Source organism: Segatella asaccharophila (assembly GCF_054687055.1).
Window position 1 is genome coordinate 107,648 of the sequence record NZ_BAACAN010000010.1, and the last position, 21,273, is coordinate 128,920.

Here is a 21,273-nt window from a genome sequence, read left to right on the forward strand (position 1 = left end):
GCTGTTTGAATTAGTTCGTTACGGTAATGTTTTGTCCGTTGTAGAGTCTCCTGTTCGTGTTTTCAATCACCCTGTCATCACTGTTTAGCCCGGAAAGCACTTCTACCTGATCTCCCAGAGTATTACCAAGGCGTATCCAGTGTAATATGGCTTTGTTCTCCTTATCAGCAACATAGACCCCAGTCAATTGGTCTTTCGTTATGATGGATGATTTCTTGATAAGGATTCTGGGCATTCCTCCATTCTTTGTTCGACTGGGAATATAGATGCTGGCATACATCCCAGCACGTAATTTCGCTTTATCTTTTGACCCTATTGATATTTTTATTTCATACTGCCCGCCGGTCATCACCGCAGATGGGCTTAATTCACTGATTGCCCCGTTGATCCGGAGACCGACGGACTTGATGGCAACTTTGACAGGATCGCCAAGGTGAAGGGATGTGATGTAACTCTCAGGAACGGATGCCGTGATTTCCATATTTCCAGATTGTTCAATGGCTAACAGAGGCATGCCTGGAGTGGCTATGCTTCCTTCATCCACCATCTTTTGGGTGACTACGCCTGTGAAGGGAGCCCGGATATGTGTATAGGCAAGCATCGATCTTACTTCCTGAAGGCCTTGCCGGGCCATTTGTAAGCGAGCCTTGGCAGAGATGTTCTTGAGAGCAATATTCTCCAGTTCTTTGTCGGAAACACTTTTCTGCTCATGCAGTGTCTGGTATCTCTGATAGTCATGCTGTGCATCTTTAGATGAAGCTGAGGCTTCTGCAATCAATGCTCTGGCCTGGGCTTCCTGTGCCTGCAGATCACTGCTGTTGATGATGACAAGTGTTTGCCCCTGGTGAATGACATCTCCTTGCTGGACATTAATCTTGGTGATGTATCCCATAACCTTTGTGCTGATCATAGCCGTCTGCTTGGCTGAGACCATGCCGCTGACAGACATTCCTTCGCTATTTGTACTTGTGGGATAATAGGTTTGTACCTGAATGGGCTTTGTCTTTTTTTTCTGGCTGGGTCTGGATGCACATGAAGTGAGGATCCCGATCAGAATCAAATATGGAAATATTCGTATTTTCATTGGTGTAATATTTGATGTTCATTAATGACTGGATGTCAATAGGTCCGTATAATACTTGGTGATGTTGTATGACATGATCGCCTTTGCCCGTTCGATCTCTTGCTGCGAGAGTTGGGCCTGTGACATAAGCAGGTCGGTGGTGCTGGCCAGGCCTTCCTTGTATCTGTTACGGAGAATTCTCAATGCTTCTTCCGCCTGTTCTACACTAGTGTCATACTTCTTGATCTCTATCAGGAGATCATGGAGATCGCGTAATGTCTGGTGCAATTCTTGCTGTTTCTCATCCAGGAATAAGTTCAATTCCTGTTTCTTCTTTTCAGTCATATAGCCGGCTGATCTGATTTTCCCTTTATTCTGATTCCCGTCGAACAGGGTCCAGGAAAGGGAGATTCCGGCCAGGTATGAGCTCTTATTGAACCCGAATATTTTAGGATCATTGAGTTGATAACTGCCGAAGGCATTGATCTTGGGCAAAAGGGCCATGTGAGCAGATTTCTCCATCATTTTTGATGCTTCCAGAGCCGTCGTCATAGCCATGACATCTGATCTCGTCCCGGAGAGAGTCGACTGGTCAGATTCTGTCAGGACTTGTTTCAGGGTATCCGTAGTGTATTGATCCGGTGCCTTCAGTTTATTTTGGTTTCCCGTCAGGATATTCAGTCCTTCCGATGTGTTCAGGATGCCGCTTTCTGCTTTAGCCAAAGCACTTTCTACGGTGTTCACCTGTACTTGTGCGTTTAACACGTCAGATTTCTGCACAAGGCCTTGCTTGTAAAAATTTGTGACCGACTGGTGGATCCCTTCTACATCTGTCATTGTCTGTTTCAAGATCTGTTCTAGTTGGTATGCAAATTGCAACTGAGTATATGCTTTTTTTACTTCGAAGGTAATATATTCCTTTGTATAAGCCAGTTTGTAGGCGTATGCTGTCCGTTGGAGTTCAGCTCCTTTTCGTGCATACATCCTGTCAAGATTGAGGATAGGGACCTTTGCCTCGATCGATGTTCCATAGTTAAATGTCGCACCAGGATGGTTTAATCTGGAAGGTTCGAAATCCTGTGCAGTTGCAATCCCCTGCTGAAGGAGGAATCCAAAAGCATTCAGGGGATTGTTCGTACTTGTTGCCGTATAGGAAATAGATACCTGAGGCAGGAAGGTCGCATCGGTTTGCTTATATCCGGCATCGGCAATATTATGATCAAGTTCTGCTATCTGTATGTTGGCATTCTGCCTCATTGCGTACGAAACAGCATCGTCCATGGAGATGTACTTCTTGTCTTGAGCTTTTGCCGCTATGGTGCCAGCCAGGAAAGAACTGATGACAAAGGCAAAGATTTTTATTTTTTTCATGTTCTCTTTGATGCGTATGGTGAATAATCAAGTGAGCAGTAGATCTTGTACAGCCTTTTTGAATCCCTTCTTTGACATTACCCCTACAGACTTCTGTGGATTCCCATGTAGGGGAATGAATAGTACAGAAGGTATGGATCTTATCCCGAATGCGGCAGCAAGTTCTGGTTCCTCCTGAGTGTTGATTTTATATACATAGATGCGGCCTGCATATTCTTCAGCCAGTTCTTCCATAATCGGACTGACCATTTTGCATGGTCCACACCAGTTGGCATAGAAATCAACTATAGCAGGTTTATCGCCCAGGTATTTCCATTCCGTCGGATTCTTTTCGTAATCAACTATTCTCTTTAGGAATTCTGATTTGGTTAATGCTATTGTTTCCATATTAAATGTTGTTTTCTGATTTGACTCATCTTATCATCTTCCTCAAATCCTGTTTCATTTCTTTGGCTTATAGGGTTTGATCACGTCTTTGTAAACTTGTTTCTGCCTGTTTCCCATCGAGCATCCTCCTGTTCCGCAGCACGACAGATTCAATAGACCTTGCAGAAAAAGCAGAACTCCAAGAAAATTGATGATGCTCTCTTTCATTACTGAGCCGAGTATAATCAGCGCCAGCCCAGACAATAAACGTATAATCCGGGATATGCTCCAGTTCCCGGTTATTCGATTCTTCCAGTTTGATTCGTTCTCTTTCATATTCTCTTTCTTTAATGAATTGAGTTTAACTTGATTCTAATGGATATATGTTCCATTGGAAACAACGCAAAGGTAACGTATATTTTTCACTTATAAAAATTTCCAGAGGAAAGTACATGAAAGAGCGAGAATATTTGTTAGTTTTTTTATTATATTAACAACTGTTTACGTATTAAGGCGCCTTTATGGCAATTTTTTCTTCAATAAAAGGAGAAATGCAAATTTCTTTTATTCAAAAATAGAGAAGAAAAGAAAGGTGGAGAAAAAATACCGGCAAAGGTAATGAGATCCGTTGTCTTTCTGAAATGGTTTAACGAGGTAGGGTGTTTTAAGGGGGAGAGATGCCTTAAAGGGGAGGGGCATTTTTATTTCTCCGCAACACATTCCATTTCAATAAGCCATTCAGGTCGGCATACCTTTGCATGAACGATAAGGTGCGGAATAGCCGGATAAACTTGCATCATGAAATTTTCTGTTGTTTCTGCATCTGCCTCATCACGGAGATAAATGATAAAATATTTGATGTCTTTCATGGTTGCTTTTCCATCTGCCAGCAGAGCACCGATATTTTCCAATAGTCGTGCCGTCTGTCGTGTGATGTCGCCCGGATACATGACTTCTCCATTTTTGTCGATACTGGCTGTACCGGATATGAAGCATTGTTGCGTTCCGTTCAGGGTAACTTTCGTCCCCCTTTCGAAGGCTACTCCATAGTCCTGGGTGGGGTTAAGGTGATCCGGGGCTTTTAAATATTGCAGGTCTTTTCCTGCAATATCCGGACAAGTCAGGAAGTCCATGGCGACACTGGCTTTTGGAGAAGAATATCCTCCGATTCCTGTGCTGGCTATAAAATGGGTGTCAGAGGTAAGGCCTTGTTGGCTAAAAACGACATTGCGGGCTTTTACAATTTCAGGATAATTGACATCAATGTCTCCGACATATATCCAGGTACGTATCAGATTTTTTGCCAGGGTCATGTCTGTTCCCTTCAGACTCTCTATATATTTTTGGAACAGGAAGAGGGTTTGATCATAGGGTGTTTTTCCTTCAACTTCATGGTCCGTGAGTCGAAAACTCTGGAAGATGAAAGGATTGGCATCCGTGGAGGTCTGGACGAGCAGGGCGATTTTAGATTCATCCAGTGGCGGTTGCTCAATGATGGTGCTTGCCGTCTTTGAGAGGAACTCCGTAAACAACAAGGATCTTTTCAACTCTTGGTATTGGTTAAAAGCATCACTTAGGAAAATTTTAGTATAGCACAGGTGCCGTCCTTCGGATTCTTCAAAATCGAGATAACTGCCGAGGGCCAGGTAAAGTTCTCCGACACGTTGTGAGAAGAGTCCTCTGCTACGAGGTGAAAGGATAGTATATTTGTTATTCATGTTCTTTATGAAATAAATTTTTGCGTTTACAAAGATACAGCATTTATGGCATAAAAGAATATTTTCTGTTTAGACAAAGCCGAAAATACTTGTTTTTGGGGATAGGTAAGGTCAGTGGCAGAATAAACACACTTTCTTTTAGATCATCAGGGGTTGGGAACTTTGATAAAAACAAGAAACAGATACCCTAACTAATATTAAGAATATCTGTTTCTTGCTCATCCGAGGAAACGTATTTCACATAAAGAATTACATTATAGGGATTCTAGTAAATGCTTGATGACCACTTCTGCAGAAATCTCACGGTTGGCAGCTTCAGGAATGACGAGGCTATGGTTGCTTTCTATCACCTCATCGGTAACGATCAAGCCACGTCGGACAGGTAAACAGTGCATGAAATAACCTTTATTGGTCCAATTCATGTGTTCGGAGTCAATGGTCCAACTCCTGTCATGGCTTAGGATTTTACCATAATCACCGGGATTTCCGACACCTGGACAGCTCCAGTTCTTTGCATAGACAAAGTCTGCTCCTTCCAAGGCTTTTCGCTGGTCATATTCGATCTTTGCATTTCCGGCAAATTTCGGGTCAAGTTCATAACCTTTGGGTTGAGTAATCGTGAAATCGACATCAGCAGCATTCATCCATTGTGCAAATGAATTGGGAACAGCCTGCGGGAGGGCACAACAGTGCGGAGCCCAACTCATGACCACTTTGGGACGCCTGGTCTTCTTATGTTCTTCAATCGTGATGAGATCAGCAAAAGCCTGTAGTGGATGTACTGTCGCCGTTTCCATAGCAAAGACCGGACGACCGCTGTACTGTACGAATTGGTTGACAATCGTTTCTGCATAATCGTAATCCCTGTCCTTCAGCCCTGCAAAACTGCGTATGCCGATGAGATCACAGTAACAGCCCATGACCGGAATGGCCTCAAGCAGGTGTTCGCTCTTATCACCATCCATGATGACACCACGTTTCGTTTCCAGTTTCCAGGCTCCGGCATTTACATCCAGGACAATAACGTTCATCCCTAAATTCAATGCCGCTTTTTGGGTAGAAAGGCGAGTGCGCAGACTATTGTTGAAAAAGATCATCAGCAGTGTTTTGTTCTTCCCTAAATTCTGGAACCCAAAACGGTCCTGCTTTACTTTTTCTGCTTCGGCGAGAGCTTCCTTGAGGTTGCCGATATCTTTTACATTAAAGAATGTTTTCATTATGTGTTTAATTTATGTTGTCTAGGATGATTTCCCGTCACTGAATTTTATGGGCGTATCTGACCGTGTCCGTCAATGAGCCATTTATAAGTAGTAATTTCCTCAAGTCCCATGGGCCCCCGGGCACCGAGTTTTTGGGTGCTGATACCGATTTCAGCACCCAGGCCGAACTGTCCTCCGTCCGTAAAACTGGTAGCTGCGTTGACATAGATACAGGCAGCGTCTGCTATAGCCTGGAAATGCTGGGCAGCAGAAGGATCTTCTGTGATAATACATTCGCTATGTCCACTGCCGTAGGTGGAGATATGTGCCAAGGCTTCATCTAAAGATGCCACTGTCTTGATACCCATGGCATAGTCAAGCCATTCTGTACCGTAAGTTGTCTGGTCAGCATGGAAGAGCAGGTTCTCGGGATATTTTCCCTTCAAGGCTTCATAGGCCTTGTCATCTGCGGAGAGTCTTACCTGGTGTTCGGTGAGAGGCTGGCAGAGCAAGGGTAGTTCTGAGATCCGATTCTCATGGATAATCAGACAGTCTAAAGCGTTACAGACACTCGGGCGGCGGCATTTGGAGTTGTTGATAATTGCTTTGCCGATGTTCAGATCACCTGATTTGTCAAAATAGATATGGACGACGCCAGCTCCCGTTTCTATAACAGGAATTTTAGCCGTTTCACGTACAAAGTTAATCAGTCTTTTACTTCCTCTGGGGATACAGAGATCCACATAACCTACTGCGGTAAGCAACTCACTAGTAGCTTCATGTGTTGCTGGAAGAAGGGTGACAGCGTATGGGCTGATATGAAAATGCTCCAGCACATCATGGATCATTTTTACTTCCGCACGGTTCGTCTGGTCTGCATCCTTTCCCCCCTTCAAGATGCAGGCATTGCCACTTTTAAAACAAAGGGAAAACACATCGATGGTTACGTTCGGCCGTGCTTCATAGATCATTCCGATTACTCCAAAAGGTACGCTGATGCGTCTGAGATGGAGACCGTTGGGACGGATGCTCTCTTTTGTGATCCTGCCTAAAGGCGAAGGGAGGTCAGCTACATGGCACATATCGGAAGCAATGTCCTGCAGTCGTTTATCCGTCAACTTCAACCGGTCATACATTGGATTCTGAGCCCCCATCTGTTTGAGGTCAATGGCATTGGCGGTTAAAATATCCTTTTTGTGCACCATAAGAGCTGTTGCTACTGCATTCAGGACTTGATTACGCTGGTCGTCGGACATCAGCCCAAGGGATGTGCTGACGGTCTTTACTTTCTTGAAAGTGTCTTCTAATTGCATTTTTCTTCCTCTTTCTTATGTTGTTGATCACTATTGTGTTTGAACAAAAAGGTCAGGATGACAGGGAATCTTTAGGAAGGACAAAGTGTGGCACGACCTGTTTTGTCCTTTCATGGAGGTGCCAAGGGGACTCATTCCATATAAAGATAATCGTAATGGATAAGGGGCTTGATGTCATGTGCTCCGATGTTTTTCCGGGCTTCGTCAGCAGAATATCCACTTCTTCCTACAGCAATCGTTATTCCTTTATTGTCGATTACATCAATAATATCACCCTCTTCAAAATCACCTTCAATGGCCGTCACGCCCACGAGCAGCAGACTGGTAGCCTTGTCTCCTTTCAGGGCTTTTGCTGCATCTTCGTTGATGAAGGCACGGCCTTTGGCAAAACTTTCGCTGTGGGCGATCCATTTTTTGACCGTCGTGGTCGGATTCGGATTAGGCCTGAACTCTGTGTGCATGGTCTCCTGAGGCCTGTTGGCCAAATCTACGAGGATGTTTGTTGTCTTTCCGTTGGCAAGTATTACTTTGATGCCTTCTTCTGCAACACATCTGGCAATCCTGACTTTGGTGATCATGCCCCCGCGTCCGAAATCACTCTTGGTATCCTGAATGTATTCACTTAAGTCATGATCATAGTTGACCATAGGGATGACGCGGGAGGTGGGGGAATTCGGGTCACCATTATAGATGCCGTCTACGTTTGTGAGGATAACGAGTGTCTTTGCTCCCATCATGGAAGCGATGAGACCGGAAAGTTCATCATTGTCCGTGAACATCAGCTCGGTTACGCTCACGGTATCATTCTCGTTGACAATGGGCATGACCCCATTTTCGAGCATCACGGTCATGCAGGAACGTTGGTTAAGGTATTCTTCCCGTGTGGAAAAACTCTCTTTCATCGTGAGAATCTGCCCTACAGGGATGTTGTATTCACGGAAGAGTTCATTGTAAAGACTGATCAATTTAACCTGTCCGACAGCAGAATATAACTGTCGTTGGGCTACGCTGCCCAGTTTCCGGTCTATATCCAGGTCATTATGGCCACTCGTGATCGAACCGGAAGATACGAGGATTACCTCGTATCCGTTCCGTTTCAAAGTTACGATCTGGTCGACAATGGCCGACATCCGTGTGACATCCAGTTTCCCATCATTTTGGGTCAGCACATTGCTGCCCACTTTGACTACTATTCTTTTTTTCATCTTTTATCTTTTCTTTGTCCTTCTCACGGATCTCCACCCTGCGGATCTTGCCGGAGATCGTCTTGGGAAGTTCATCGACAAACTCGATGATCCGGGGATATTTGTAAGGTGCAGTTTCATGCTTGACATGATCTTGCAATTCCTTGACCAATGCAGGCCCAGCTTTAGGCTTATAGGCTTCAGATAAGACAACAGTGGCCTTCACGATACATCCTCTGATCTTGTCAGGCACTCCCGTTACGGCACATTCTACTACTGCCGGGTGTGTCATCAGGGCATTCTCTACTTCAAATGGGCCGATGCGGTAGCCGCTACTTTTGATGACATCATCGATACGTCCTACATACCAGTAATAGCCTTCCTCATCACGCCAGGCCATATCACCGGTATGATAGAATCCATCATGCCACACTTCTCTCGTTCTGGCTTCATCCCGATAATACCCCTTAAACAAGCCGATCGGTTTCCCGTTGAGCGTATTGATGCAAATCTCGCCACGTTCGCCATCTTCACATTCCTTTCCGTCAGGACGGAGCAGACATACATTGTATTGGGGGTTGGGCTTTCCCATGCTTCCCGGTTTAGGGGTAATCCAGGGAAAAGTACCTAAGGTCATTGTCGTTTCTGTCTGGCCAAATCCTTCATGGATATGCAATCCGGTACGTTTGAAAACCTCTTCTTCCACGGAAGGATTCATCGCTTCACCAGCCGTAGTGCAATATTCCAGACTGCTCAAGTCATATTTGCTGAAGTCTTCCAGGATCATGTAGCGGTAGATCGTAGGTGGAGCACAGAAAGAAGTGATATGATACTTGGACATTGCTGTCAGGATCTTTTTGGCGGTAAACTTCTCATGATCAAACACGAAAACAGCTGCTCCGGCAAACCATTGCCCGTACAGTTTCCCCCATACGGCTTTCCCCCATCCGGTATCAGCGACGGTCAGATGGATACTGTTTTCATTCAAGTTGTGCCAGAATTTTCCTGTTGTCAGATGCCCTAAGGCGTAAAGAAAATCATGTGCTACCATTTTGGGTTCTCCACTCGTGCCACTGGTGAAGTAGATCAGCATGGTGTCCTCATTGGAATTGACATATTCCGGACGGCGGAATTTGGGTGCTTTAGGCCACTCTTTGTGCCAGTCGTGGAAAGGCTTGGGGACTAGAGGACCTACGGAAACCAGTACTTTTACACTGGGACTTTCCGGCATTGCCTGCAGGACCTGATCGACGACATACTGGTCGCCAACACAGACGATGGCCTTGATGCTGGCCCGCTGATTGCGGTATTCAATGTCTTTGCTGGTTAGCATGTGGGTTGCCGGAATGGCGACAGCTCCGATCTTATGTAGTCCCAGCATGCACAGCCACCATTCATACCGGCGTTTTAGGATTAGCATGACCTTATCACCACGTCCGATACCCAGTTTCTGGAAATAGGAGGCTGTCTGGTCTGTCTGTACTTTCAAGTCTTTATATGTAGACCTGATTTCTTTTCCTTTCTCATTCGTCCAGAGTAAAGCGAGTTTATTGGGTTGTATTCTTGCCCATTCGTCCATGACATCATAGGCGAAATTGAAATTTTCAGGTACGATGAACTTTAAATGTTCCTTGAAATCTTCCTCTGAAGAAAAGTGAGTTTGCTTTAAGAATCTCTCTATCATTTTATCTGTAATGATGTTGCGTCATCTGATGACGCAGTTGGTTTAAAATAGCTCCTTACCGTCAACATTATTCAATGACAATATCCAGGAAAATAGCGGATTGGCCTTTAAGGGCACGCATGCAGTGTGGATGACGGCCGTCATAGTAAATACTATCACCTTCGTTGAGGACCATGACTTTGTCGTCAATGGTGATCTCCAGCGTCCCGGTGATGACCAGGTCAAATTCCTGCCCGTTAGTAGTATTCTTACTGTGGTTTTTATTGTCTGGCAGTGGGTCCACCTGGGCAATAAAGGGGTCAATTTTCCTTCCTCTGAATCCTGAAGCGATACTTTGATATTTGTAGTCGTCCCCACGGTCGATCTCTGGTCCTTCACCTTTACGGGTAATATAATAACTGCTCATGTGAGGCTCTTCCCCGAAAAGCAGTACTTCGAGATCAATGCCGTACCTTTTGGAAATCTTTGATAATCTGTATACAGAAGGATCGGCTTCTCCAGCTTCAATCTTCATATAGTGATCTACGCTGATTCCGCAAAGATCTGCTATTTCCTGTACAGGGATATTGAGCACCTCTCTCAGTCCTTTCAATCGTTCCCCAATTTGTTTAATAGCTTCTTCCATAATTGTTGTTTTAAAAGTTATGTTTGCGAAATTACGAAATCTTTTCCGAAGATTTCTTTTGATCAGTTGCTTTTTTTCTACAAGATGAAACAAAATCAGAATTATTGCACAATCTTGGCTAAGTGTGTAAATTCTCCTTGCACAGATTGCTTTCTGGTGTGCAGTTTCCGCAGAGACTTCTCTTTTCTGTGTTTAGGACTTTCCGGAGCTTGCGCCCGCTATCCCTGTCGATGATGCTTTTCAGTTAGTCGTGGGAAGAAAGGCCTGCTTTCAGTCCGTGGATGACAGCGCTGGTAAAACCGGCATGCTCCATTGCGTTGAGGCCTTTGATCGTTACTCCACCAGGAGTTGTAACCTGATCGATGGCTGCTTCTGGATGCATATCTGTATGCTGGAGCAATTTTACGGCTCCTTCTACTGTTTGTGTGACGATTTTTGCTGCCTCACTGGCTTTAAATCCCAGTTCAACCCCTCCTTCCGCGCTTGCGCGGATATAGCGCATCGCATAAGCAATGCCACAGCTTGCCAGAGTCGTTCCTGCAGCGAGCAGACTTTCTTTAGTGATGAGACTCTCTCCAAGTTCGTCAAAGAGATCCGTGATGGTTTTTATCTGTTCTTTGTCGGCACCCTGTGGAACGATAAAAGTCATAGATGCCTTTTCTGCAATGGCAATATTGGGAATGACCATGAAATACGGAATGATATTTCCGTTTTTATCCAGCCAGCCGTTTATTTGAGTGGAAGAAACGCCGGCAGCAATGATGATCAGTATTTGCTTCTTGTAGTCCAGGCTATCTTTGATTTCCCCTAACACCGTTTCAATGATGTCCGGTTTGACGACGATGGAGACAATGTCAGCTTTAGCGGCTACAGAATTTTCTGTCGTAACGCTTGCTCCCTCTTTTGCATAATGCTCCAATTTGGCAGGTGTGGGATCTGCGACGGTAATATCCTCCTGTTTAAAAGTCTGGCTTCTCAATAGTCCTTCTGCAAATGCGCCCCCCATGGCACCTGCTCCGATAATAGAAATTTTCATACGTGTTTGTTGTTTTTCCCATTTGTTATGATGGGTAAATTGGTCTAATACTTAATAATCGTTTCTCCTCTGCCTTGAGGATTCATTCACAAAGATAATAAAAATAAAGAAAACTCTTATTGCATATCTTTATTTTATTGAGATTAGTGGATCAGACGATTCTCTTCCCTTATCCTTACAGATGTCTTTGCAGATAGATGCTATGGTCAATACACTTTGGAAATTCTTCCTTATAGTGAGACACCATAATAAGAGTCTTGTTCTTTCTTTTACAAAAGGCTTCAATCACTTCTTTGACCATACGCCGATTTGTGTTATCTAATCCATGCAGAGGCTCATCAAGGATGAGGAGTTCGGGATCTTTCACAAAAGCGCGTGCTAGAAGCACCAATCGCTGTTCACCACTGGAGATTTTCAGGAATGGCCGCTGCTCGAAGTTCTCAAGTCCGAAGATGTGCAGCCAGAAACGGCAGGTCTCTAATTCCTCTGCTGTTGGTTTGGCATAAAGTCCTACCGAGTCTTTCAGTCCACTGGCTACAATACGGATGCATTCGAGATTCTTCTGGTAAGCTCTTTGCAGTTCCGGAGATACGTAGCCGATATGTCTTTTAATATCCCAGATGCTCTCCCCGCTGCCCCGGGGATGATCGAAAAGGGTAATATCGCAGGCGTAGCTCTGAGGATTATCGGCACATACCAAACTTAAAAGTGTTGATTTCCCGGCGCCGTTCTGTCCCTGCAAAGCCCAGCGCTCACCATTGCAGACGGTCCAGTTCAGATCTTTCAGAATGGTGCGTTTGCCGTAGATGATATTCACTTTATTCATCCTCACTACTTCATGAGTATGGTATTCCCTTGACTTATAGGGGAGATGAAGGATCTCCTGCTGTTTCTTTTCGCTCAGTAGCTGGGTGGGGGACAGGATAGGACGCGCTGCGTATTCTTGCCTCGTCACTTTCGGATAAACTTTCAAGTTTTTTACTTCTACTACATGAGTAATAAACTCGGGAAGATCGTCCAATTTTGAAAGAATCAGGATAATTTGCAGATGGTGTCCCTTAGCTAGTTGGGAAAGCAGTATTTTCAATTGGGTACGTGTTTCCGCATCCAGTCCGATGAAAGGGTTGTCCATAATCAGTACCCTTGGCTCTGCAAATAGTGTCTCTGCCAATTTGAATTTACGGAGTTCGCCGCTGGAGAGAAGTATAATATACTTATCCAGGAAAGATTCCATTTCAAATAGTTTGTAGATATGCTCTTGCAGTGAACGGCGTTCAGGTGTGTCTTCACCGGCCAGTTGGAATGCTTCTTCGAGTTTCCCTTTTACGGTAGGTGTCTGTTCATCGATCTCCTGTTGGTTCCAGCGTTGCTGAAGATAATAGGTCTTGTCGTTATCTCCACCATAGGAGTCCCTGAAAGTAATATACCGGATGTTATCACACACCCGTTCTTTCTTACTTGGAGTGAAATTATATTCGGGGTCGTGCATTAACAGAGGATGCCTGCCGATGATCATGTCAGCCAACAAAGATTTTCCTCCTCCGTTAGGCCCGACTATGGCTATATGTTCTCCCTCAGAGGATTCAAATTCTACGGGTTCTGCCAGACGCCATTCTGGCATGCGTGGTACGCCTTCATGGATACGGATAATTTTCTGCATTGAGATCTTTTCTGCTTGTTATGAGTTTTTATTAAGTGATAGGAAGCGGTCTGTTGAGAAGGCAGAGACAGGTCTTCCGCGTTGGCTTTATAACTCGTTGAGTACTGTTTCTAATTTTTCAATGAAGAGGTCGGCTTCATCCCTGGTCAGGCAGAGAGGGGGAAGGATACGCAGAATGTTCTTCTGGGCACAACCTGTAAAACAGTGTTGCTCATAGATCAGTTTGCTGCGGACATCTTTTTGGGGTACATCCATGACGACTCCGATCATCAGTCCACGTCCTCTTACTTCGAGGATATGCTTATTGCGTTGCTGGAGCTCCTTTAATTCTTGTATCAGATATTCTCCTACTAGGTGGGCATTTTCCACGAGTCCTTCTTTTTCGAAAACATCAAGTACGGCGAGAGCAGCCGTGCACGCCAGATGATTCCCTCCAAACGTCGTCCCCAGTTCGCCGGGGAATGGTTTGAATACCGGTGAGATAAGCACTCCTCCCATAGGGAAACCGTTGCCAATACCCTTGGCTACAGTGATCAGATCTGGTCTGATGCCCAGCCATTGATGTGCGAAAAACTTGCCGCTCCGGCCATAGCCGCATTGGATCTCATCGGTGATAAGAACGGCGCCATGTTCATGGCAGGCCTTTTGCAATCCTTGGGCAAATTCCGGCGTGGCCATGTTTACGCCACCGACACCTTGTATACATTCCAGAATGCAAGCACAGACATCCCCTTTTGACAATTCCTTTTCCCATGCCTCCAGGTCATTCAGTGGCAAGAAGGTTACATGTTTGTTGGAATTGATGGGGGCCGTAATTTTGGGATTGTTCGTAACTTCGACAGCCAGTGACGTCCTGCCGTGAAACGATTTTTCCGCTGCAAGAATCCTGGTCTTTCCGGTATGGAACGAGGCGAGTTTGAGCGCGTTCTCGTTTGCCTCTGCCCCGGAGTTGATCAAGAAAAACTGATAATCATCATAGCCGCTGATCTTGCCCAGTCGGTCAGCTAATTGCTGCTGCAACGGGTTAATGACGGAATTGCTGTAGAAGCCCAGTTGATGGAGCTGGCGGGTCATCATTTCTATATAGTGGGGATGGCAATGCCCTATACTAATGACAGCATGACCACCGTACATGTCCAGGTATTCCTGATTCTTATCGTCCCAGACCTTACAGCCTTTGCCCTTTACGATATTAACATCGAAGAGTGAATATACATTGAATAGTTTCATTAAAATGCGCTTCCTTTTAAGTTTAATCCTGATTTCTGATCTATTCCGAACATGATGTTCATGTTCTGTACTGCCTGTCCTACTGCTCCCTTGAGGAGGTTATCCAGGCAACTGGTAATCAGAAGTTTATCATCTATTTTGTCAATGTGAACGAGTGCCTTATTGGTGTTTACTACCTGTTTTAAATCCAGAGGCTGGTCTATATAATGCGTAAACGCTGCATCCTTATAGAACTCTTTATACCCGGCAATAATTTCATCACTGTCAGCATCCGTCTTGACAACTTCCGTGGCAAAAACACCACGGGTAAAGCATCCGCGGTAAGGAATGAAATCAATACTTGTATTGAGAAATCCCTGTACTTGCCTAAGGCTCTGCCGGATTTCCGGGATATGCTGATGCCTGAAGGCTTTATAGATACTCAGATTATTGTCCCTCCAGGAATATTGTGTCGTCGTTTGTAACTTTTGCCCGGCTCCGGTACTTCCCGTGATCGCATTGACCGATACGTCTTTTGTGATCAGATGCATCTTGGCTGCTGGGAGCAGGCCTAACTGGATACAGGTGGCGAAGCATCCAGGGTTGGCTACATGCTGGGCTTTCGCGATCTGTGCAGCGTTGATTTCCGGAAGACCGTAAATGAAATCATGCTGCCGGGCTGTCGGATGCTGTGTCTGTGCGACCCTCTCTGGTGCAAGGCGGAAATCTTGTGCCAGATCAATGATTTTTACATTTTCCGGTATGTCATGGGCCTTCATGAAAGCTTCACTCTTCCCATGCCCGAAACAGAAAAAGACCACATCAACCTTATCGAAAGGCATCTCTGACGTAAATCTCATGTCGGTATCCCCATAAAGGCCTTCATGGACATCAGAAACGGCATTGCCGGCATTGCTTTCGCTATTGGCAAAAACGATCTGTACTCCTGGGTGATTGATGAGAAGGCGAATTAATTCTCCACCTGTAAATCCGGCTGCTCCTAATATTCCTGCTTTGATCATGATTCAATCTTATTTTTCATTCCTATCTTAAGTCCGTGTGCCCTTCCTCAATGGGTGCTTTGAAGAGAACTCATTAAATGTTTTTATATATCCTGATCCTCTTTATCTTCTCTTGAGGAATCTCGCCCTTGCTCCACGGAGCTGTCTTTGGGCATAATCAGATAAAGGGCAATATAAAGGATTATTCCTGTAAAGATGCAGGTTATTATGGAGAAGGCTGCGTAGGCAATCCTGATCCATGTCGGGTCTACATCGAAATAATTGGCGATGCCTGCGCATACACCACCGATCTTGACATCTGTCGTTGATCTTGTGAGCCTTTTATTCTTTCTGTTTTCCATATTTCTTTGTCTTTTGAAAGTCAGGTGTTGAGCCTTGACTCTGAATTTGATTTCATTATTGCCGGCCTGTCATTTTATGACCTTTTCTTTTCTCTTTTGTCCTGAGAGGGTCATCCGTGTGGCACGACGGGGAAATCCTGTGAGAATTTATCCTTCTGACGATCAGGATGTGTATTTGCTGGATGCCTGTCCAGATTTTTGGGAATGGATCTTGCCAGTAAAAGGTAAGCGATTATTCCTGGGATCAGTCCGGTGAGCACGGTTATAAGTACAAAGACCATCCTGATCCAGGTAGAGTTGACCTTGAGGTACTCGGCGATGCCGGCACATACCCCACTTACGTTCACATCTTCAGATGATCGGTTCAGCGCTTTCCTCTTTCTGATCTTGTCAGCTTTCTGGAGTTGAGGATTGGAAAATTGTGAGGCAGGATGAATTTTCAGCAAGATCATTATCTTTAAAAAAGAAGTCTACCGGTTAGGGTTTGGATCATTGCTCCGTTCCTTATCTCTTCTCATCCGGATGGATGCCATAATAGACGCGCAGTGGAGTAGAGAGCACTTTGATGAATCCTTTCATCTCTTCGGCTGTCCAGCCATGCTGCATTTCACCATATTCCCCAAGTTTTGATTTCAACAGATCATCGGGAGAGTCGACGCCGACCGTCTCGAAACTTAGAGGACGGAGCTTGAGTATGGCCGTTCCATTGACGTGTCTTTGTGAAGAGACCAGCATAGCTTCAATATCCGGCATGACAGGCTCGAGATACTGGCTCTCATGGAGGAACATTCCATACCAGTTGCCGATTTGATCTTTCCAGTACTGCTGCCATTTGCTGAGTGTATATTTCTCTAATAACCTGTGAGCTTCAATAATCAGTTTGGGAGCGGCGGCCTCAAAACCGACACGCCCCTTGATGCCGATAATCGTGTCTCCTACGTTGCAATCACGCCCGATGGCGTATGCTGCACCTATTTCTTCAATCTTCTGAATGGCCTTTACCTTGTTGTCGAATTTTTCACCGTTGACAGCACTGATCTCTCCTTTTGTAAAAGTAATCTTGAGCTCACTCTCTTTCGTCTGGGTGACATGCTTCAAATAGGCTTCTTCCGGTAGTCCTTTTGCAGAATCGAGAATCTCGCCTCCGCAGATACTGGTCCCCCATATTCCTACATTATAGCTGTATTTCAACTTAGTAAAATCAGCGCTGAAACCATGTGAGTTCAGGTAGTCGATTTCTTCTTTACGGGCCAGGTGGTGATCACGTGTCAGAGTGATGATCTGAATATTGGGACACATGACAAGGAAGGTCATGTCGAAGCGGATCTGATCATTCCCGGCTCCTGTCGAACCGTGGGCGATGGCATCTGCATTGATCTCTTTCGCATAGCGGGCAACGGCTATCGCCTGGAAAATACGCTCGCTGCTTACGGAGATAGGATAACAGTTGTTGCGAAGGACATTACCGAAAATCATATATTTCAGTGACTTCTCATAATATTCATGGGTCACGTCAAGAGTGACATATTGCTTGGCTCCAAGTTGATAGGCGCTTTTTTCGTTTTTCTTCAATTGAGTGGCACTGAATCCGCCCGTATTGGCACATGCTGCGTAAACATCCCAGCCTTCCTGGGAGAGTTTCATAACGGTATAGGAGGTATCCAGACCTCCGCTATAGGCGACGACAACTTTCTTGTTTTCCATAATCTTACCTGTTTGTTTATAATGTTTACTTATTCCTCTTTCACTTTTTTGATCCGATATTTTATGCTTAAAACAGTAATTACATGGATGCTTTGAGCGTGCATCTGCTACTCCTTACTGTCTATTCTCTTGATTCTGTCCATTACCTCTTTGGGAATCTTGACCGGCAAAACTTCCTTTGGGTCGAAGAGCATTGCCGTGCATATACAGTATTTCCGGTGGGTGCGGTGGAGGACATCTACATTGATGCAGCCTTCACAACCTCTCCAGAATGCTTCATCATTGGTAAGATCATTGAAGGTAACGGGGAGATACCCTAACTGGGTGTTCATCTTCATAACGGCAGACCCGCTTGTCAAGGAGAATATCTTGGCATTCGGCCATCGCACCCGGGCAAGTGTGAAGGTAAGTTTCTTGATTCGTTTTGCTATACCGAATCCTCGGAAATCCGGATGAACGATCAGGCCTGATGTTGTGACATACTCTTTGTTCCCCCAGGTTTCAATATAGCTGAAACCGGCAAACTTGTCACCTGAAAGGGCTATCACTGCTTTGGCTTCCTTCATCTTTGTGGCCAAATACTCGTGTGTACGCTTGGCGATACCCGTGCCACGTACTTTTGCAGCCTCTGCGATCGTCTTGAGAATGGTGTCTACATATTTCTCATCTGATGTATCAGCTACCCTTACTATGATTTCTTCCATTTTTTGTAATTAATATGCATGGTCTTTGGCCATTCTTTGATAATTTTGTTCTTTTCTTCTTTATTGGTGTTGGCCGTATGTCGTTCTTACCCTCCCATGCTCGTTATAGACTTGGAATAACTGCCATCAGTTCGTCTGTAATGACTTTTTCGCTGGTATCGTCTTTTTTCACAATGAAGATGGTATCGTCTCCGGCAATTGTCCCCAGTATTTCCGGGAGCCTGGCACTGTCTATATTGTAGGCAATACTGCTGGCATAACCTGGACGGGTCTTAATAACACCGATATTTCCTGAAAAATTCAGAGACAAGAATCCGGGAGACTGCATCATCTTCATCGCTGATTGGGGGCTATGGACACGTTTGTACATGGTCTCGTTTGGTAATACATATACATATTTCCCGTTCATACTGGCGGCTTTGGCTACCTTCAACTGCTTGAGGTCACGGCTGAGCGTGGCTTGCGTAAGTTTGAACCCTTCTTTTGAAAGGGCCTCAAGTACTTCTTCCTGACTTCCCAGTTCTTGACTGGAGATGATCATCTTTAGGGCTTCCAATCTGCTGTCTTTAACTTTCATAAGATGTATTTTTATTCGATGTTGTCTGCAAAAATATAGATTTATATTCAAATAAGAAAATATATTTGCATAAAAATAATAAAAAAGAGAGAAAATGTATTTATATTGCTTGTTTGTTGCATATAAATACATCCGTGACTGTTGAAAACTTGAATCGCTATGAAAACTTTATCTGGACTCAATCCTGCTCGGGGAGCTTACTGGTTTCCTGATCAATGGATCATTTCCGGAATGTCTTAAATTAAAGTTTCTTTTGAACTGGTCTTTTTCAAATCGAAAAACAGATGCAAAGACTTGGCACTGTCCTGAATCGGATAAAAAATAATTGATTCCGGTTTTACCGTTGAGATGAAAACCGGGATCAACGGGTGCTTATAGATGAAGAAGAAACTCAGAATTCACTCTATGCTTGAAAAGGTCAAGGGATATGCTTGTCCATGATTTGGCATAGTTTTCCTCCGCTGTCTGTGGGTCTCTGGATGAGAAGAAAGAAGGCATCCTCTCGTCTCTCTCGGAAGGAGAAAAGGCATTAGCCGGATTCAGCCCAATCCACGTTACCTCTACTGGAGCATAATGCACCATAATGCCACCATAATGCTCTACCAAAATACACTCTTATGGGGTACCAAATACACCCTATCGGTGACAATTGACTGTGGCTGTGGAAGTCAGGTGACAATGACCGAGACGGACGGATTCCTTAGTTCTTCTCTGACTCAATTCGAGAAGAACTAAGGATGGATATTAATGATTGCTGCTATTGCCAAATATCCTCAGAAGATAGAGGAACAGGTTAATGAAGTCCATGTAAAGGTTCAAAGCCCCCAGCAATGCAAGTTTTTGCGCTCCTTCATTGACTTCATACTGGGTAGAGAGTATTCTTTTCATCCTTTGAGTATCCCATGCCGTTAATCCTATAAAAATAGCAATACCGATATAAGAGAGGATATAGTCAAATGCAGCACTTCTCAGAAAGAGATTTACCAGAGTAGCAATGACCAGACCGATAAGTGCCATGAAGCAAATGTTCCCAATGGAACTGAGATCCTTTTTAGTAGTGGCACCATAGACGGCCATTATCCCGAAGGTTCCTGCCGTGATGAAGAACACTTTAGCAATAGAGGTGGCTGTATAGATCATGAAAATGGATGAGAACAGCGCTCCATTGAGGACCGAATAGAGGATAAACATGAAGGTCGCTGTGCCCAGTGAAAGTCGGTTGATGCCGGCACTGACGCCAATGACTAAAGCAAATTCTCCGATGATAAGCCCCCACATGATGGCTGGACTGGTATAGATGGCCCTTAATAGATTCGGGCTGCCGGCGACACCAAAAGCGGTTACACCTGTTATAACCAGGGCCAGCGCCATCCATACGTACATCTTCCGCGTGAGGATAGGGAGCGCCTGGTTCAACTCTCTTGCTTTGCTTTGCTTGGGTTCCTCATAATGATTTAATGAGTTGTACAATTCTTCTTCTGTCATAAATTTCTTCTTTTAATTCCTAATGATAATCTGTGCAAATATAGGGCCATTGTACAGAATAAACAAGAAAAAACATGAATTTTAACTTTTTGATGATCCATTAATGAAAATTAAGAACTTTTGTCTGTTTCTGCCAGATTTGTAATCCTCTGTCGGCCCTATTCATTTGTCTTTACATTCACATTTGCCTGTCTGGATTCCCTGTGAGAAAAAATCTCCGAAAAGTTCTCGTGCATAATTCCAGTTTTCTATGTTGATGCAGTATCTAACCTTAGGGGGAATGATGGTCCCTTGTATTAGTCCGGCATCTTTTAATTCCTTCAGGTGCTGGCTGACTGTGGCTTTGGCTATAGGGAGTTCGTCGTTAATGTCTCCGAAATAACATTCGTTCTGTCTTGCTAAAAATTGCATGATCTGAACTCTTGCCGGGTGACTTAAGGCTTTGGCGAAACGTGCTATTTGTTCAGTTTTGATTCCGTATTTTTTCTCATCCATAGTTGATGTTTTAATTAATTCTTGTCCGTCGGTTTCGGAAACAGGTTGTTTGTTCTTTTTCCGAATGGTGTGAAATGCTGTTCCGATATGCTTTATATATATATGATGTGGGGGAAATCCTTAATGATTGGGACCTGACTTTACTGGATAAAGTAAAACTAGTCATTTCAAGGAGGTTGTATGCCCTTTACTTGTAATTCGCAAATTTACGAACATTGCCCTGGCTTTACAAATAATCGTTGTTAATTTATAGAAAATTAATAGGGTGGAGAGGTAAATGGGCCTTTCATCTTGAAAATCGTAAGCAGTATAATATAATAAGGTGAAGCAGTTCTTTGAATTGATATAAGTCAAGAGTGATCGATTAATTGCGTTTTATTTTAATTTTTTCTAAAAAGATTTGGCGGTTACGTATAAAAGCACTACCTTTGCAACCGCTTTCGGATAAAAACCGGGGGCGGAGAAAAAAGAAAGAGTTCTTTGAAAAGATTTCCATAAAACAGACAGGCAGTAACAA

At 44.3% G+C, this 21,273-nt stretch carries 21 protein-coding genes; all 21 read right to left on the minus strand.

All coding sequences use genetic code 11. From position 1 onward, the window contains the following. Nucleotides 1-10: 10 nt before the first annotated feature. Nucleotides 11-1,084 (minus strand): efflux RND transporter periplasmic adaptor subunit, encoded by a 1,074-nt coding sequence (locus tag ACYRYG_RS08050; protein WP_293416893.1) that lies wholly within the window; start codon nucleotides 1,082-1,084, stop codon nucleotides 11-13. A gap of 21 nt (nucleotides 1,085-1,105) precedes the next feature. Next, nucleotides 1,106-2,434, minus strand: coding sequence for a TolC family protein (locus tag ACYRYG_RS08055; protein ID WP_460197965.1), 1,329 nt, complete (start codon nucleotides 2,432-2,434; stop codon nucleotides 1,106-1,108). 27 nt (nucleotides 2,435-2,461) lie between these two features. Beyond that, complete coding sequence (gene trxA / locus ACYRYG_RS08060) at nucleotides 2,462-2,821, minus strand: thioredoxin (protein WP_293416899.1); 360 nt, start codon at nucleotides 2,819-2,821, stop codon at nucleotides 2,462-2,464. A 54-nt stretch (nucleotides 2,822-2,875) separates the two neighbouring features. Then, on the minus strand, nucleotides 2,876-3,136 hold the full coding sequence (locus ACYRYG_RS08065; protein WP_293423982.1) for a hypothetical protein: 261 nt from the start codon (nucleotides 3,134-3,136) through the stop codon (nucleotides 2,876-2,878). A gap of 365 nt (nucleotides 3,137-3,501) precedes the next feature. Then, nucleotides 3,502-4,518: a Rid family hydrolase gene (locus tag ACYRYG_RS08070; RefSeq protein ID WP_293416902.1), complete on the minus strand. Its 1,017-nt coding sequence runs from the start codon at nucleotides 4,516-4,518 to the stop codon at nucleotides 3,502-3,504. Nucleotides 4,519-4,772: 254 nt separating this feature from the next. Continuing rightward, on the minus strand, nucleotides 4,773-5,735 hold the full coding sequence (locus tag ACYRYG_RS08075; protein ID WP_293416905.1) for a Rossmann-fold NAD(P)-binding domain-containing protein: 963 nt from the start codon (nucleotides 5,733-5,735) through the stop codon (nucleotides 4,773-4,775). A gap of 47 nt (nucleotides 5,736-5,782) precedes the next feature. Further along, nucleotides 5,783-7,030: a glutamate-5-semialdehyde dehydrogenase gene (locus tag ACYRYG_RS08080; RefSeq protein WP_460197966.1), complete on the minus strand. Its 1,248-nt coding sequence runs from the start codon at nucleotides 7,028-7,030 to the stop codon at nucleotides 5,783-5,785. A gap of 131 nt (nucleotides 7,031-7,161) precedes the next feature. Then, nucleotides 7,162-8,235 (minus strand): glutamate 5-kinase, encoded by a 1,074-nt coding sequence (gene proB / locus ACYRYG_RS08085; RefSeq protein WP_293416911.1) that lies wholly within the window; start codon nucleotides 8,233-8,235, stop codon nucleotides 7,162-7,164. Then, entirely contained in the window at nucleotides 8,183-9,898 is a 1,716-nt protein-coding gene (locus ACYRYG_RS08090) for an AMP-binding protein (RefSeq protein ID WP_293416914.1), read from the minus strand. The genes proB and ACYRYG_RS08090 overlap by 53 nt, the downstream gene beginning before the upstream one ends. 67 nt (nucleotides 9,899-9,965) lie before the next feature. Then, nucleotides 9,966-10,523 carry a helix-turn-helix domain-containing protein gene (locus ACYRYG_RS08095; RefSeq protein ID WP_293416917.1) on the minus strand — a complete coding sequence of 186 codons (558 nt, stop codon included), beginning with the start codon at nucleotides 10,521-10,523 and terminating at the stop codon, nucleotides 9,966-9,968. Nucleotides 10,524-10,767: 244 nt separating this feature from the next. Continuing rightward, nucleotides 10,768-11,559 (minus strand): pyrroline-5-carboxylate reductase family protein, encoded by a 792-nt coding sequence (locus tag ACYRYG_RS08100; RefSeq protein WP_293423972.1) that lies wholly within the window; start codon nucleotides 11,557-11,559, stop codon nucleotides 10,768-10,770. 175 nt (nucleotides 11,560-11,734) lie between these two features. Continuing rightward, nucleotides 11,735-13,219 (minus strand): ATP-binding cassette domain-containing protein, encoded by a 1,485-nt coding sequence (locus ACYRYG_RS08105; protein WP_293416923.1) that lies wholly within the window; start codon nucleotides 13,217-13,219, stop codon nucleotides 11,735-11,737. Between the two features lie 87 nt (nucleotides 13,220-13,306). Then, entirely contained in the window at nucleotides 13,307-14,449 is a 1,143-nt protein-coding gene (locus ACYRYG_RS08110) for an aspartate aminotransferase family protein (RefSeq protein WP_293427447.1), read from the minus strand. Next, nucleotides 14,449-15,450 carry an N-acetyl-gamma-glutamyl-phosphate reductase gene (argC, locus tag ACYRYG_RS08115; RefSeq protein ID WP_293416929.1) on the minus strand — a complete coding sequence of 334 codons (1,002 nt, stop codon included), beginning with the start codon at nucleotides 15,448-15,450 and terminating at the stop codon, nucleotides 14,449-14,451. The genes ACYRYG_RS08110 and argC overlap by 1 nt, the downstream gene beginning before the upstream one ends. A gap of 83 nt (nucleotides 15,451-15,533) precedes the next feature. After that, nucleotides 15,534-15,791 carry a PspC domain-containing protein gene (locus ACYRYG_RS08120; RefSeq protein WP_293416932.1) on the minus strand — a complete coding sequence of 86 codons (258 nt, stop codon included), beginning with the start codon at nucleotides 15,789-15,791 and terminating at the stop codon, nucleotides 15,534-15,536. Between the two features lie 110 nt (nucleotides 15,792-15,901). Further along, complete coding sequence (locus ACYRYG_RS08125; RefSeq protein ID WP_293423968.1) at nucleotides 15,902-16,237, minus strand: PspC domain-containing protein; 336 nt, start codon at nucleotides 16,235-16,237, stop codon at nucleotides 15,902-15,904. Nucleotides 16,238-16,295: 58 nt separating this feature from the next. Continuing rightward, nucleotides 16,296-17,495, minus strand: a complete 1,200-nt coding sequence (locus ACYRYG_RS08130; protein ID WP_293416938.1) for an argininosuccinate synthase — start codon at nucleotides 17,493-17,495, stop codon at nucleotides 16,296-16,298. 107 nt (nucleotides 17,496-17,602) lie between these two features. After that, on the minus strand, nucleotides 17,603-18,199 hold the full coding sequence (locus ACYRYG_RS08135; RefSeq protein ID WP_293423966.1) for a GNAT family N-acetyltransferase: 597 nt from the start codon (nucleotides 18,197-18,199) through the stop codon (nucleotides 17,603-17,605). 103 nt (nucleotides 18,200-18,302) lie between these two features. Then, entirely contained in the window at nucleotides 18,303-18,776 is a 474-nt protein-coding gene (gene argR, locus ACYRYG_RS08140; protein WP_293416944.1) for an arginine repressor, read from the minus strand. A gap of 744 nt (nucleotides 18,777-19,520) precedes the next feature. Continuing rightward, nucleotides 19,521-20,261 (minus strand): Bax inhibitor-1/YccA family protein, encoded by a 741-nt coding sequence (locus ACYRYG_RS08145; RefSeq protein WP_293416947.1) that lies wholly within the window; start codon nucleotides 20,259-20,261, stop codon nucleotides 19,521-19,523. 162 nt (nucleotides 20,262-20,423) lie between these two features. After that, on the minus strand, nucleotides 20,424-20,756 hold the full coding sequence (locus ACYRYG_RS08150; RefSeq protein ID WP_293416950.1) for an ArsR/SmtB family transcription factor: 333 nt from the start codon (nucleotides 20,754-20,756) through the stop codon (nucleotides 20,424-20,426). Between the last annotated feature and the right edge of the window lie 517 nt (nucleotides 20,757-21,273).